At 67.5% G+C, this 14713-nt stretch carries 8 protein-coding genes and 4 tRNA genes; 1 reads left to right on the top strand and 11 read right to left on the bottom strand.

Going from position 1 to position 14713, the window contains the following annotated elements; genetic code table 11:
* Window positions 1-2: 2 nt before the first annotated feature.
* Window positions 3-782: a GNAT family N-acetyltransferase gene (locus KBC94_RS18155; protein WP_294373138.1), complete on the bottom strand. Its 780-nt coding sequence runs from the start codon at window positions 780-782 to the stop codon at window positions 3-5.
* 71 nt (window positions 783-853) lie between these two features.
* Here KBC94_RS18155 and KBC94_RS18150 point away from each other — a divergent pair, with 71 nt between their 5' ends.
* Window positions 854-3406, top strand: a complete 2553-nt coding sequence (locus tag KBC94_RS18150) for an FtsX-like permease family protein (protein ID WP_294373137.1) — start codon at window positions 854-856, stop codon at window positions 3404-3406.
* Window positions 3407-3622: 216 nt separating this feature from the next.
* Here the strand turns inward: KBC94_RS18150 and KBC94_RS18145 are convergent.
* The 10 genes from KBC94_RS18145 to KBC94_RS18100 all read right to left on the bottom strand — a co-directional run bounded on the left by KBC94_RS18145 (window position 3623) and on the right by KBC94_RS18100 (window position 14618).
* Window positions 3623-3698 (bottom strand) — tRNA-Gly (locus KBC94_RS18145).
* 45 nt (window positions 3699-3743) lie between these two features.
* Window positions 3744-3819: transfer RNA gene (locus KBC94_RS18140), tRNA-Gly, on the bottom strand.
* A gap of 47 nt (window positions 3820-3866) precedes the next feature.
* Window positions 3867-3942, bottom strand: a tRNA-Gly gene (locus KBC94_RS18135).
* 63 nt (window positions 3943-4005) lie between these two features.
* Window positions 4006-6441, bottom strand: coding sequence for an endopeptidase La (gene lon / locus KBC94_RS18130; protein WP_294373135.1), 2436 nt, complete (start codon window positions 6439-6441; stop codon window positions 4006-4008).
* A gap of 11 nt (window positions 6442-6452) precedes the next feature.
* Window positions 6453-7721: an ATP-dependent Clp protease ATP-binding subunit ClpX gene (clpX, locus tag KBC94_RS18125; RefSeq protein WP_294373134.1), complete on the bottom strand. Its 1269-nt coding sequence runs from the start codon at window positions 7719-7721 to the stop codon at window positions 6453-6455.
* A gap of 119 nt (window positions 7722-7840) precedes the next feature.
* Window positions 7841-8449, bottom strand: coding sequence for an ATP-dependent Clp endopeptidase proteolytic subunit ClpP (clpP, locus tag KBC94_RS18120; RefSeq protein WP_043112356.1), 609 nt, complete (start codon window positions 8447-8449; stop codon window positions 7841-7843).
* Between the two features lie 150 nt (window positions 8450-8599).
* Complete coding sequence (gene tig, locus KBC94_RS18115; protein WP_294373131.1) at window positions 8600-9913, bottom strand: trigger factor; 1314 nt, start codon at window positions 9911-9913, stop codon at window positions 8600-8602.
* Window positions 9914-9942: 29 nt separating this feature from the next.
* Window positions 9943-10029, bottom strand: a tRNA-Leu gene (locus tag KBC94_RS18110).
* 210 nt (window positions 10030-10239) lie between these two features.
* On the bottom strand, window positions 10240-13419 hold the full coding sequence (locus KBC94_RS18105; RefSeq protein ID WP_294373129.1) for an efflux RND transporter permease subunit: 3180 nt from the start codon (window positions 13417-13419) through the stop codon (window positions 10240-10242).
* Window positions 13419-14618, bottom strand: coding sequence for an efflux RND transporter periplasmic adaptor subunit (locus tag KBC94_RS18100; RefSeq protein WP_294373128.1), 1200 nt, complete (start codon window positions 14616-14618; stop codon window positions 13419-13421). The genes KBC94_RS18105 and KBC94_RS18100 overlap by 1 nt, the downstream gene beginning before the upstream one ends.
* Between the last annotated feature and the right edge of the window lie 95 nt (window positions 14619-14713).

Genomic DNA, 14713 nt, shown 5'->3' with positions numbered 1-14713 from the left:
ACCTACTTGAGCAACGCGTCCGCGCCAGGCCGCTGCCAGTAGACGTAGAGCCAGGCCGGTGAGAAGCCTACCCGGGCATAGAGCGATCGCGCCAGGTAGTTCTCTGCCTCGACCTGGAGGAAGGTGCGGGTCACGCCACGCTGCACCGCCTCCGCACCCATCGCCGCCATCAGTTGACGCGCGAAGCCGTGGCCGCGAAAGCGCGGCCGGGTGCGCATGCCGTGCACGCCCATCCAACCCTCGGCAAAACAGCCGCTGCCCACGGCCGCCACGTCGCCTGCCTCGCCACCCGGGAGATCCTGCGTCAGTCGCAGGCTGACGTAGACCGCATCCCGAGCCCGGCGCAGCAGACGGACCCGGCTCTGACCGTCGACCGGATCGAAGCCCTCGCCCAGGTAGACGCGGGCCCAGTCGTCGCCCGGCGTGGGAGATATCTGGACGGCCTCCGGCCGGCCGTTGGCCGCCACGGTGGCCGGGTCGGCACACATCACCTGGGTGGGCCGGGACGGCACGTAGCCGCGCTGGCGCAAGGCTTCGGTGAGCGTCTCGAAGCCCGGCGTCTCGATGGGCAGGCGCAGCACGGCCGGCAGGCCATAGGCCTCGTAGGCCGCCTCGATGCGGGAAAGGACCGACGGGTCCTGCACGCCGTGGTGCAGGGGCACCGCGCTGCGCGCCCGGCCCACCGTGCCGCGGTCCAGTGCCAGCAGCCAGCCCGGCAATTCCTCCAGGGCATCGGGGGGCACCGCGGCCAGTGTGGCCCTTTCGATCGATTCAACGTTCACGCCAGCAACCATGACCCCATTGTGAAACGCTTCACCGTCTTTGACACCCGCCCGGCCCCCACAATCGCCCGATGTGTTCGCTGCTCAACACCTTCTCCTGGCAGGAGGTCCGCCACCATCCGTGGCGCCATCTGGCGGCCGTGCTGGCCGTCATGCTGGGCGTGGCGCTGGCGTTCTCGGTGCATCTGATCAACAACTCGGCGCTGGACGAATTCCAGCGGGCGACGCGCACCGTCAACGGCCAGCCGGATCTGGAGGTGCGTGCGGTGCAGGGCGATCTGGACGAAGCCCTGTTCGGGCAGTTGGCCGGCCTGAGGCAGGTGGCGCTGCTCAGTCCGGTGCTGGAGGCGCAGGTGCTGTTGCGCACCCGCGAAGGCAGGCTGGCCAGCCTGCGCCTGCTTGGATTGGACGCGCTGGTGCTGCCTGCCATTTCGCCTTCCCTGATGCCCATGCCCTTTCCGGGCCGCGGTGACGATCGCCTGGCCATGCTGCTGCCGGAACGCGCCTTCCTCAACGCGTCGGCGCGGCAATCGCTCGCCAGCGGTGCCGAGCAGCTCGAACTCCGCATGCCGGATGGCGCAGCCCGACGGCTCGACATCGCCGGCACCGTCGCGGCCGCCGGCCCGCCGCTGGCCGTGATGGACATCGGCGCCGCACAGGCCCTCCTGGGCCGGCAGGGGCGCCTGAGCCGCATCGACCTGCGCCTGGCGGCCGGCACCGACCGCGAGGCGCTCGCCCAGGCCATCCGCGCCCTGCCCGACTGGACGCCTGCCCTGCGGCTTGCCGAGCCGGCCGACGAGGCCCAGCGCATCGGCAACCTCTCCAGGGCTTACCGCGTGAACCTCACGGTGCTCGCGCTGGTGGCGCTGTTCACGGGTGCCTTCCTGGTCTTCTCGGTGCTGGCCCTGTCGGTGGCCAAGCGGGCGCAGCAGTTCGCCCTGCTCGGCGTGCTGGGGCTGACCGCGCGGCAGCGGCTGCGCCTGGTGCTGGCCGAGTCGCTGGCCCTGGGGGCCGTCGGCAGCGCCGCGGGTCTGGCGCTCGGGCTGGCGCTGGCCTGGGCCGCCCTCCGGCTGCTCGGCGGCGACCTGGGCGGGGGCTACTTCCGCGACGTGACACCGCCCCTGCGCGTCGACCCGGCAGCCACGCTCGCCTACGGCGTGCTAGGCACGCTGGCCGCACTGGCCGGCGGCTGGTGGCCGGCGCGCGCCGCGCAACGCCTACCAGAGGCGCAGACGCTCAAGGGCCTGGGCGACGCCTCGGGCCGGGGCGGCCGCCTGTGGCCGGCCCTCACCCTGATGGGCGCCGGCGGCGCACTCGCCTTGGTCCCACCGGTCCTGGGCATGCCGCTGGCCGCCTATGCCTCGGTGGCCTTGCTGCTGGTCGGGGGCATCGCCGCCCTGCCGTGGCTGATCCAGGCCCTTTACGGGTGGCTGGCGCCACGCCTTGCGGGCCGACTGCTGCCGCTGATGGCGATCGAGCGCGCGCGGCGCATGAGGGGCACCGCCGCCATCGCCCTGAGCGGGGTCGTCGCCAGCCTGGCGCTGTCGGTGGCGCTCACCGTCATGGTCGCGAGCTTCCGCGAATCGGTCACGCGCTGGCTGGACGTCGTACTGCCGGCTGACCTCTATGTCCGCGCGGCCGGTGCCGCAACGGGCGAACTGGCGCCGTTCGATGCCGACTTCGTAGCGGCCGCGCGGGCCATCCCCGGGGTGGCGCGGGTCGCGCCGCAGCGCATCCGACTGCTGCAACTGGATCCCGCGGCGCCCACCGTGAGCCTGCTCGCCCGCTCCATCGACCCGGAAGCGCCCGGCGACAGCCTGCCGCTGACGGGGCCGACGCTGTCCGCACCGCCCGGCCGCATCCCTATCTACGTCAGCGAGCCCATGCTGTCGCTGCATGGCGCGCGCGTGGGCGGCACGCTGGTGTCGCTCGATGCGGCATTCGGACTTCCGGCGGGCCGCTTCTTCGTGGCCGGCGTGTGGCGGGACTACGCACGACAGTTCGGCGCCATTGCGATCAGCCGGGACGACTACCAGGCCCTGACCAGCGATGGCGCGGCGAGCGAGCTGTCGCTGTGGCAAGCCGCCGGCGCGGACGAAGCACGCATCCGCCAGGCGCTGGACGGGCTCGCGCGCGTCCGGCTTGGTTCGGCTGACGCACTGGACATCGCATCGACCGCGCAGCTGCGCGCGGTGTCGCTGCGCATCTTCGACCGCAGCTTTGCGGTGACCTACTGGCTGCAGGCCGTGGCCATTGCCATCGGCCTGTTCGGGATCGCGGCCAGCTTCAGCGCGCAGGTGCTCGCGCGGCGCAAGGAATTCGGCCTTCTGGCGCACCTCGGCTTCACGCCGAGCCAGGTTCGCCGCCTCGTCGCCGGCGAAGGCGCCGCCTGGACCGGCATCGGCGCGCTGGCAGGACTGGGGCTGGGCATCGCCGTGGCCACCGTGCTGGTGAAGGTGGTCAATCCCCAGAGCTTCCACTGGACGATGGACATGCTGCTGCCACCTGGACGGCTGGCCGCGCTCTGCATGGCGGTGATCGGGGCAGGAACACTCACCGCCTGGTTCTCCGCGCGTGCCGCCGCCTCGCAGGACATGGTGCTGGCGGTCAAGGAGGACTGGTAGCGGCCCGAAGCGCCGGACGCGACGCGCAGCCCACAGCGCCGGATACGGCGCGGGTCCGGCGCCGCCTCATGGGGCGCGACGCCACCACGATCTGGAACCGGCAGCACGCCGAAACGCCGTCACCGTCGCCCAGGATGGGAAAGGAGCAGGCACAAAACAAAACCGCCTTGCTGAACTCCCGTGAGGGGCAGACAAGACGGTCTTGGACCTGAAGACTGGAGCGGGAAAACGGTCTCGAACCGTCGACCTCAACCTTGGCAAGGTTGCGCTCTACCAACTGAGCTATTCCCGCGTCTTGATCGGGCGCTGGAAGAGGCCTTGCGGCTTCCTCCAAAACTGGAGCGGGAAAACGGTCTCGAACCGTCGACCTCAACCTTGGCAAGGTTGCGCTCTACCAACTGAGCTATTCCCGCGTCTTGATCGGACGCTGGAAGAAGCCTTGCGGCTTCCTCCTTAAAACTGGAGCGGGAAAACGGTCTCGAACCGTCGACCTCAACCTTGGCAAGGTTGCGCTCTACCAACTGAGCTATTCCCGCAGAACCGAGCCTTAGATTATAGGGCTCTTTTTCGGGCCAGCGCAAGCGCCGACCCGAAATTCTTCAATGCTTGATCGACCCTTCGGTGCGCGGCTCGCCGGCGCGCTGCTTGGACAGCTCGGCCATGGCGGCGGCGGAAGCCGCCACCTCTTCTTCCGACAGCGGCTTGGGTTGCTTTTCGAGCGCCACTTCAAGCACCTTGTCGATCCACTTGACCGGCACGATCTCGAGGCCGTTCTTCACGTTCTCGGGGATGTCCTGCAGATCCTTGGCGTTCTCCTCGGGGATCAGCACGGTCTTGATGCCTCCGCGCAGAGCCGCCAACAGCTTTTCCTTCAGACCGCCGATGGCCGTGACCTCGCCACGCAGGGTGATCTCGCCAGTCATGGCCACGTCGCTGCGCACCGGGATACCTGTCAACGCCGAAACAAGCGCCGTCGTCATCGCAATACCAGCGCTCGGGCCGTCCTTGGGCGTCGCGCCATCGGGCACGTGGATGTGGATGTCCTTCTTCTCGAAGAGCTCATCCTTGATGCCCAGGCGACGAGCGCGGCTGCGCACCACGGTGCGCGCGGCCTCGACCGACTCCTTCATCACGTCGCCCAGCGAGCCGGTACGGGTGATGACGCCCTTGCCCGGCACCGTGGCCACTTCGATGGTCAGCAGGTCGCCGCCCACCTCCGTCCACGCCAGCCCGACCACCTGGCCCACCTGGTTCTGCTGCTCGGCACGACCGAAGCTGTACTTGCGCACACCCAGGAATTCGTGGAGGTTCTCGCTGTCCACGGTCACCTTCGGCGTCAGCTTCTTGAGCAGTAGCCCCTTGACCACCTTGCGGCAGATCTTGGAGAGCTCGCGCTCCAGCGAACGTACGCCGGCCTCGCGGGTGTAGTAGCGCACGATGTCGCGCACCGCGTCCTCGGTCACCAGCAGCTCATCGTCCTTCACGCCGTTGTTGCCCATCTGCTTGGGCAGCAGGTACTTCAGGGCGATGCTGGTCTTCTCGTCCTCGGTGTAGCCCGACAGGCGGATCACTTCCATCCGGTCCAGCAGCGCCGGCGGGATGTTCATCGAGTTCGACGTCGCGACGAACATCACGTCCGACAGGTCGAAATCGACCTCGACGTAGTGGTCGCCGAAGGTGTGGTTCTGCTCGGGATCGAGCACCTCCAGCAGGGCCGACGACGGATCGCCACGGAAGTCCGTGCCCAGCTTGTCGATCTCGTCCAGCAGGAACAGCGGATTGCGCGTGCCCACCTTGTTCAGGCTTTGCAGCACCTTGCCCGGCAGCGCGCCGATGTAGGTGCGTCGGTGACCGCGGATCTCGGCCTCGTCGCGCATGCCGCCGAGCGCCATGCGCACGTACTTCCGGCCCGTCGCCTTGGCGATGGATTGCCCCAGGGAAGTCTTGCCGACGCCCGGTGGGCCGACGAGACACAGGATGGGCGCCTTGACCTTTTCCACGCGCTGCTGGACCGCAAGATATTCGAGGATCCGGTCCTTGACCTTCTCGAGGCCATAGTGGTCCTCATTGAGCACCGTCTCGGCGTTCGCCAGATCGTGCTTGATCTTGGTCTTCTTGCTCCAGGGCAGGCCGACCAGCACATCGATGTAGTTGCGCACCACCGTCGCCTCGGCCGACATGGGCGACATGAGCTTGAGCTTCTTGAGCTCGGCGTCCGCCTTCTTGCGGGCGTCCTTGGGCATCTTGGCGGCGATGATCTTCTTTTCGATCTCCTCGATGTCCGCGCCGTCCTCGCCCTCGCCCAGTTCCTTCTGGATGGCCTTGACCTGCTCGTTCAGATAGAAGTCGCGCTGGTTCTTCTCCATCTGCCGCTTCACGCGGCTGCGAATCTTCTTGTCGACGTTGAGGATGTCGACCTCGCGCTCCAGCTGCGAGAACAGGCTTTCCAGCCGCTGCTGCACGTTCGACAGGTCCAGCACGGCCTGCTTGTTGTCGAGCTTGAGCGGCAGGTGAGCGGCGATGGTGTCGGCCAGGCGGCCGGCATCGTCGATGCTGGCGATGGACGTGAGGATCTCGGGCGGGATCTTCTTGTTCAGCTTGACGTACTGGTCGAACTGCTGCATCACCGCGCGGCGCAGCGCCTCGACCTCGGTACCCGCAGCACCGGCCGCTTCAAGCGGCACCACATTGGCCGAGAAATGCGTCTGGCTGTCTTCGATGCGCGCCACGCGGGCGCGCTGCTGGCCTTCGACCAGCACCTTCACGGTGCCGTCCGGCAGCTTCAGCATTTGCAGGATGGTCGAGACGCAACCCACCTCGAACATGTCGTCGACCGAGGGCTCGTCCTTGGCGGCAGCCTTCTGCGCGACCAGCATGATGCGGCGCTCGGCCTCCATGGCAAGCTCGAGCGCCTTGATGCTCTTGGGCCGGCCCACGAACAGTGGGATGACCATGTGAGGGAACACCACCACATCGCGCAGCGGTAGCAGCGGCAGATCGATGGGATCGGACGGCAGGGGAATGTGACCGGACATGGTGTTCCTCTTCAGGCCTTCTTGGCCGCCTCGCGATAGACGAGAAGCGGCGCCTTGTTTTCTTCGATGGTCGACTCGTCGACCACCACCTTTTCCACGTTGGACGCCGTGGGAAGATCGAACATGGTGTCGATCAGGGCACCTTCAAGGATGGAGCGCAGGCCACGGGCGCCGGTCTTGCGCGCCAGCGCCTTACGCGCCACCGCACGAAGGGCGGCGGGCCGCACTTCCAGCTCCACGCCTTCCATCTGCAGCAGCTTGGAGAACTGCTTGACGACGGCATTGCGTGGCTCGGTCAGGATCTGCACCAGCGCGTCTTCGCTCAGCTCGGCCAGCGAAGCCACCACCGGCAGACGGCCGACCAGCTCCGGAATGATGCCGAACTTGATCAGGTCTTCCGGCTCCACCTCGCTGAACACCTGGGTCAGGCTGCGCTGCTGCTTGCTGCGCACCAGCGCGCCGAAGCCGATGCCCGAGGCTTCGGTACGCGCCTCGATCACCTTTTCCAGCCCCGCGAAGGCGCCACCGCATATGAACAGGATGTTGGTGGTGTCGATCTGCAGGAAATCCTGATTGGGGTGCTTGCGTCCGCCCTGCGGCGGCACGCTGGCCATGGTGCCTTCAATCAGCTTGAGCAGCGCCTGTTGAACGCCCTCGCCCGACACGTCGCGGGTGATGCTCGGGTTGTCGGACTTGCGCGAGATCTTGTCGATCTCGTCGATGTAGACGATGCCGCGCTGGGCGCGTTCGACGTCGTAATTGCAGCTCTGCAGCAGCTTCTGGATGATGTTCTCGACGTCCTCGCCCACGTAGCCCGCCTCGGTCAGCGTGGTGGCGTCCGCCATGACGAACGGCACGTCCAGCTGGCGCGCGAGCGTCTGGGCCAGCAACGTCTTGCCCGAGCCGGTGGGGCCGATCAGCAGGATGTTGCTCTTGGACAGCTCGACGTCCTCGCCCTTGGCCCGTTCCTTGTGCTTGAGACGCTTGTAGTGGTTGTAGACCGCCACCGCCAGCATGCGCTTGGCCGCCTCCTGGCCGATCACGTAGTTGTCGAGGTTGCCCTTGATCTCGGTCGGGGTCGGCAAGTCGCCGCGTCCCTGTTCCCGCGCATCGCCGCCGGCGGGCAGTTCGTCGCGGATGATTTCATTGCACAGGTCGATGCACTCGTCGCAGATGAAAACGGAAGGGCCGGCGATCAGCTTCTTGACCTCGTGCTGGCTCTTGCCGCAGAAGGAGCAATAAAGCGTTTTCTCGCTGGAAGAGCCTTTTTTCTCGGCCATGAACGGATGCCCAAAACAGTAATGAACCAATGATAGCGAAAGGAAAAACGGCGTTTTCCGCAGGGAAAAACGCCGTTTTTCCTAGGACGGACACCGGCATTGCCGCCGGTGCGCCCGCATCAGCCACGCCGCGAGATGACCTGATCGACGATGCCGTAGTCCTTGGCCTCGTCGGCGGTCATGTAGTAGTCGCGCTCCGTGTCGTTCTTGATCTTTTCCAAGGGCTGACCCGTGCGCTCGGCCAGGATGCGGTTCATCTGGTCCTTGGTACGCAGGATGTCGCGCGCCTGGATCTCGATGTCCGTCGCCTGGCCACGGGCGCCGCCCAGCACCTGGTGGATCATGACCTTGGAGTTGGGCAGCGAGTAGCGCTTGCCCGGCGCCCCGGCCGCCAGCAGGAAGGCGCCCATGCTGGCCGCGAAGCCCAGGCACATGGTCGACACGTCGGGCTTGATGAACTGCATGGTGTCGTAGATCGACATGCCGGCCGTCACGCTGCCGCCCGGCGAGTTGATGTACAGCGAAATGTCCTTGTCGGGGTTCTCGCTCTCCAGGAACAGCAACTGCGCGACCACCAAATTGGCGGTCTGGTCGTTGACCTCGCCCACCAGGAACACGACGCGCTCCTTGAGCAGGCGCGAGTAGATGTCGAAGGACCGCTCGCCACGGCCCGACTGCTCGATGACCATCGGGATCAGGCCGAGGGCTTGGGTTTCCTGTGCACTCATTGGGTTTCTCCGCAAAAGATGGCGCAACTGTACTGCGCCGCATGCCGGGCTTCAGGCGGCGGACATTGCCGCCCGCGAAGCCGGTGCTGGAAAGCAAATGGGGCCTGTGCCGCACGGCACAAGCCCCACGAAGGAACGATCAGAAGGCAATCAACCTTGCTGCTGCATCAGCTCGTCGAAGCCGACGGCCTTGTCGCTGACCTTGGCCTTGCCCAGGACGAATTCGGTCACGTTGTTCTCGATGACCACGGCCTCGACCTCGGCCAGGCGGCGGTTGTCACCGTAGTACCAGCGCACCACGTCGGCCGGCTTCTCGTAGCTGGAAGCCAGCTCTTCGATGTGGGCCTTGATCTGCTCGGGCTTGGCTTCGAGGCTGTTGGCACGCACCAGCTCGGCCACCACCAGGCCCAGGCGCACGCGGCGCTCGGCCTGCGGACGGAACACGTCGGCGGGGATCGGGGCCTTGTCGGCGTCCTTGATGCCGCGCTGCTTGAGCTCGGCGCGGGCACCTTCGACCATGCGGTCGATCTCGGACTGGACCACCGACTTGGGCAGGTCCAGCTCGGACTTGGCCAGCAGCGCGTCCATCACGGCCGTCTTGTTGCGCGCCAGCAGGCGGAACTTGACTTCGCGCTCGAGGTTCTTGCGGATGTCGTCGCGCAACGCCTCGACCGTGCCTTCGCCGATGCCGAGGGACTTGGTGAAGGCCTCGTCGATCTCGGGCAGGTTGGCGGCCTCGATCTTCTTGACGGTGACCATGAAGTCGGCCTGCTTGCCGGCCACGTCCTTGCCGTGGTAGTCGGCCGGAAAGGCCAGCGGGAAGGTGCGGCTGTCGCCCACCTTCATGCCGCGCACGGCATCTTCGAACTCCTTGAGCATCTGGCCTTCGCCGACGATGAACTGGAAGTCCTCGGCCTTGCCGCCCTGGAAGGGCTCGCCGTCGATCTTGCCTTCGAAGTCGACCGTCACGCGGTCGCCGTCGGCGGCGGCGCTGTCCTGCGAGCGCAGGCCAAAGGTGCGGCGCTGCTTGCGCAGGATGTCGACGGTGCGGTCGATGGCCTCGTCGGTGACTTCGGTGGACACGCGCTCGACCTCGGCCTCGGCCAGCTCGCCGATCTTGACCTCGGGGTACACCTCGAAGACGGCGTCGAAGGCCACCTGGCCCTCGGGCGCACCTTCTTTTTCGGTGATGGTGGGCTGGCCGGCGACGCGCAGCTTGGCCTCGTTGGCGGCCTGCGAGAAGGCCTGGCCGACCTTGTCGTTCATCACCTCGTACTGCACCGAGTAGCCGTAGCGCTGGGCCACGACGCTCATGGGCACCTTGCCCGGACGGAAGCCGTCCATCTTGACGGTGCGGGCCAGCCGCTTGAGCCGCGAATCGACTTCCGCCTGGATCGTCTCCACGGGGAGCGTCAGGGTGATCTTGCGCTCGAGCTTCTCGAGGGTTTCAACGTTCACGGTCATGGTGTGAATCTCTTCCAAATGAAGGATGCTGGTGCGCGGGGGGGGACTCGAACCCCCACACCATTGCTGGCGTCAGGACCTAAACCTGGTGCGTCTACCAATTTCGCCACCCGCGCAGCTCCGGACTTTTCAGCCGATGGTGGATGATGAACAGGGCGACCTCGCCGCGAAGGCAGGGCCGCCCTGACAACAAACTAGAGGCATGGAGCACCGGATTAGGTGCCACCGACGGCAGTGGGGATCACCCGCCACGCACCGCCTGCCTGAAATTGGTCAATCGCGCATTCTAATCGGGTTCGAATGCGCTTTCGGCCTTGCTCAAGTCCCTAATGGGCAGCCGCAGGAGCGGCCGGTGTGTCCGGTTCCGACGGCGCCACGGCGTCGTCGTGGCCGATGCGGAACCAGGCCGCATACATGGCCGGCAACGCCAGCAGCGTCAGCGCCGTCGCCACGATCAGCCCACCCATGATGGCGACCGCCATCGGCCCCCAGAACACACTGCGCGACAGCGGGATCATCGCCAGCACGGCTGCCGCCGCCGTCAGCACGATCGGTCGCAGCCGCCGTACCGCCGACTCGACGATGGCGCGGCGCGTCGGCACGCCGGCCGCGCGGTCCAGCTCGATCTGGTCGATCAGGATCACCGAGTTGCGCTGGATCATCCCCATCAGTGCGATGACGCCCAGCATGGCGACGAAGCCGAAAGGCCGGTCCAGCAGCAGCAGCGCCGCGGCCACGCCCGCGATGCCCATCGGACCCGTCAGGAACACCAGCAGCGCCCGGCTGAAGCTGTGAAGCTGCAGCATCAGCAGCGTGAATACGGCGAACAGCATGATGGGAATGCCCGCCATGATCGAGGCCGACCCCTTGCTGCTCTCCTCCACCGCACCGGCCACCTCGATACGCACCGGCGGCTCGCCGCGGGCCTGCCACTTCGCCTCCAGCGCGCGCAGCGCGGGCAGCAGCTGCTGGGTGACAGTCGCGCCCTGCATGCCGTCCACCACGTCGCCCTGCACGGTGACGGCATAGGCGCGGTTCCAGCGCCAGATCACGCCCGGCTCCCACGCGAAATGCGGCTGGGCGATCTGCAGCAGCGGGATCGAACGGCCAGCGGCAGTCGTCACGTACGCATCCGTCAGGTCGGAGATGGCATCGCGCTCCTCACGGGCTTGGCGCAGCACGATGTCGATCAGCTTGTCCTGCTCGCGGTACTGGCCGATCGGGTTGCCGGTGTAGATCCCGCGCGAGGCCTGGGCGATGGACTGGCTGGTCACGCCCAGGGCGCGCGCCTTGGCCTGGTCCACGTCCATGCGGATGGACTTGATGGACTCGTTCCAGTTGTCGTTGACGCCCACCATGGACGGGTTGGTGCGGACCTCGGCCTTGACCTCGTCGGCCAAGCGCCGCAGCGTGGCTGGATCGTCGCCCACCACGCGGAACTGCACCGGATAGGGCACGGGCGGCCCGCTCGCCAGCAGCTTCACGCGGCCACGTACTTCCGGAAACTCCTGCGCCAGCAGGGTCGGCAGCTGGCGGCGCACGGCGTCGCGGGCCTTCAGGTCCTTGGTCAGCACGATGAACTGGGAGACGTTGCTCTGCGGAAAGGTCTGGTCCAGCGGCAGGTAGAAGCGCGGCGCGCCCGAGCCGATCCAGGTGGCCACGCTCTGCACGCCTTCCTGCTCCATCAGGCGCCGCTCCAGCCGCTTGACCACGGCCTCGTTGGCCTCGAAGGCGGTGCCTTCGGGAAACCAGGCGTCGACCATGATCTCCGGCCGGTTCGAGTCGGGAAAGAACTGCTGCTGCACCCGCGTCATGCCCAGAATGCCAAGCGCCAGCACGGCCAGCGTGGCGCCGATGGTGATCCAGCGGTGGTTGACGCACCAGCCCACCGCACTGCGGAAGCGGTTGTAGAAAGGCGTGTCGAAGAGCTCGTGCGGAGGCGCGTCGGGGTCGTGCGGTTTGACCTTGAGCAGCAGCGTGCCGAGGTAGGGGACGAAGTACACCGACACGATCCACGACAGCAGCAGCGCGATGACCGTCACCGCGAAGATCGCGAAGGTGTATTCGCCCGTCGTCGACTTGGCAATGCCGATGGGCAGGAAGCCCGCCGCCGTGATCAGCGTGCCGGTGAGCATCGGCATGGCCGTCACGTCGTAGGCGAAGGTGGCGGCGCGGCGCTTGTCGTAGCCCTCCTCCATCTTCCGCACCATCATCTCCACCGCGATGATGGCGTCGTCCACCAGAAGGCCCAGGGCGATGATCAGCGAGCCCAGCGAGATCTTGTGCAGCCCGATGCCGAAGTAGTCCATCGCCAGGAAGGTGACCGACAGCACCAGCGGAATGGTGATGCCCACCACCAGGCCGGGCCGCCAGTCGATGTGCCAGCCGAAGCGTCCGCCCTTGTGCAGTCCCAGCGCGATGAAGCTCACGCCCAGCACGATGACCACCGCCTCGATCAGCACCTTGACGAACTCGTTGACCGAGGTGGCCACGGTGGCGGGCTGGTCCTGCACCTGGTCGAGCCGCATGCCGGCGGGCAGCTGGGTGTTGACCTGGGCGACCGTCTCTTGCAGCGCCTTGCCCAGCGCGATGATGTCGCCGCCCTTCATCATCGAGATGCCCAACCCGATCACCGGATCGCCCTGGTAGTGCACCTTGACGCTGGGCGGATCGACATAGCCGCGCTCCACGCGCGCGATGTCGCCGAGGCGCAGCTGGTTGCCCGAGCTGCCACGGATCGGCATGGCTCTCAATTGGTCGAGGTCGGTGAACTGGCCGCCGACCCGCACCTGCAGCACGTCCTGCGGCGATCGGATGGTGCCGGCGCTCTCCACCGCGTTCTGGGCGCCGAGCTGTTGCAGCACGGCATTGAGGTCCAGACCCATCTGGGCCAGCCGCTTCTGCGAGACCTCGACGAAGACCTTCTCATCCTGCACGCCGAACTGCTCGACCTTGGCGACATCCTTCACACGCAGCAGGCGCAGGCGCAGGTCGTCGGCCACGGTCTTGAGTTCGGCCGGGCTGAAGCCCTGACCCCGCAGCGCGTAGATCACGCCGTACACGTCGCCGAAGTCGTCGTTGAAGAACGGCCCCTGGATGTTGCCGGGCAGCGTGTAGCGCATGTCGCCGATCTTCTTGCGCACCGTGTACCAGACCTGCGGCACCTCCGATGGACGGGCCGCGTCCTTCAGCTCGAAGACGACCTGCGACTCGCCGGGCTTGGAGTAGCTGCGGATCTTGTCGGCATAGGGCACTTCCTGCAGCGTGCGCTCGATCTTGTCAGTGACCTGCTCGGCCACCTGCTGCGCGGTGGCGCCGGGCCAATAGGTGCGCACGACCATGGCGCGGAAGGTGAAGGGCGGGTCCTCGTCCTGCCCCAGCTGGAAGTAGGCCGCGAAGCCCAGCACCATCAGCACCACCATCAGGTAGCGCGTGAGCGGCGCGTGGTCCAGCGCCCAGGCGGAGAGGTTGAAGCCTGAAGGCTTCTCGGACAGCGCGGCGGACATCAGCGGGCCCCGCTGGCGGCCGGGGCCGGTGAAGCGGCCGGGGCCGCGGCTGCCGCAGGCGCGCTGGCGGCGCCGGGGTCCTGTGCCGCATAGCGGTCCCGGTAGACCGTCACCTTCTGCCCCGGCGCGAGCACATGCACCCCGGCCGTGACCACCTGCATGCCGGGCGCCAGGCCCTTGGCGATCACCGCCTCGTTGCCGTCGGCGGTGGCGATCTCCACCGCCTGCGACTTCACCGTCATGCTGGCCGGATCCAGTACCCACACCGCCGAGCCCTGCCCCTCCTGGCGCAGCGCGCTGGTCGGCAGCTTGATGACGGGCGTGCCGGCCAGCGACAGCGCGCGCGGCTTGGCATAGACGGTGGCGCCCAGCGCCGGCGCCTGCGCGGCGTCGACCGCCACCTTCACGGTGTAGGTGCGGGTGACGGGGTCGGCGCTGGCGGCCACTTCGCGCACGCGGCCTTCGAGCGTCTCGGTGCCGGGCGACCAGCCGCGCACCGCCACGGCGGAACCGATGCGCACCTGCGGCGCACGGTCCTCCGGCACGGCGAAGACGACATCGCGCGGACCATCCAGCGCCACGCGCACCACGGACGTGCCGGCCGCCACCACCTGGCCCGGCTCGGCATCGACCGAGGTCACGACGCCCGGCGCATCGGCCGTCAGCACGGCATAGCCGGCTTGGTTGCCCTGCGCGCTCAGCTGCGCCCGCGACTGGTCGAACTGCGCCTGGGCGGACTTGAAGCTGGCCTCGCGCCGTTCCATCTCGGCGGCGCTGATGAAGTTCCTGGCCCGCAGCTCGCGGTAGCGGGCCAGGTCGGCCTCGGCCAGGTCGCGCTGCGTGCGCGCGGCGCTGGCCTGGGCCTGGGCCGCCTCGACCGAGAGGCGCAGATCGCGCGGATCCAGCTCCGCCAGCACCTGGCCCGCCTTCACCCGCTGGCCCAGCTCGGCCTGCCGCCGCAGCACCTTGCCGCCGACCCGGAAGCCCAGGCGCGATTCGACCTGCGCGCGCACCTCGCCGGCGAATTCGGGCTCGCTCGCAAAGGGGGTGACGGCCACCGTCATCAGCTTGACGGCGCGCACGGGTTCCTCCTGGGCCGGCTGGCGCGAGCAGCCCGCCAGGAGGGCCGCAAAGGCGCAGAGCGCGAGTGATCCCTGCACGAGGCTCCGCGGAGCCCGGTTGGTAGTCGTATGAGGCATGGCCTGGCGCCGGCCGTGAGCGGCGGCGGAACAACGGGTTGAGGCACTGGCCACAATTAATGACCGACGAGTCAGCAATCTTCGGGGAAGGGCCT

It is taken from the genome of Pseudacidovorax sp. (assembly GCF_017991995.1).
In the GTDB taxonomy this organism is placed as follows: domain Bacteria; phylum Pseudomonadota; class Gammaproteobacteria; order Burkholderiales; family Burkholderiaceae_C; genus Xenophilus.
This window is presented reverse-complemented; position numbering and strand designations above follow the sequence as displayed.

Bases quoted from the DNA above. Each gene is read 5' to 3' on its own strand.
- KBC94_RS18150 (WP_294373137.1), top strand. From the start codon at position 854: ATGTGTTCGCTGCTCAACACCTTCTCCTGGCAGGAGGTCCGCCACCAT.
- lon (WP_294373135.1), bottom strand. From the start codon at position 6,441: ATGTCCGGTCACATTCCCCTGCCGTCCGATCCCATCGATCTGCCGCTG.
- clpX (WP_294373134.1), bottom strand. From the start codon at position 7,721: ATGGCCGAGAAAAAAGGCTCTTCCAGCGAGAAAACGCTTTATTGCTCC.
- clpP (WP_043112356.1), bottom strand. From the start codon at position 8,449: ATGAGTGCACAGGAAACCCAAGCCCTCGGCCTGATCCCGATGGTCATC.
- tig (WP_294373131.1), bottom strand. From the start codon at position 9,913: ATGACCGTGAACGTTGAAACCCTCGAGAAGCTCGAGCGCAAGATCACC.
- KBC94_RS18105 (WP_294373129.1), bottom strand. From the start codon at position 13,419: ATGTCCGCCGCGCTGTCCGAGAAGCCTTCAGGCTTCAACCTCTCCGCC.
- KBC94_RS18100 (WP_294373128.1), bottom strand. From the start codon at position 14,618: ATGCCTCATACGACTACCAACCGGGCTCCGCGGAGCCTCGTGCAGGGA.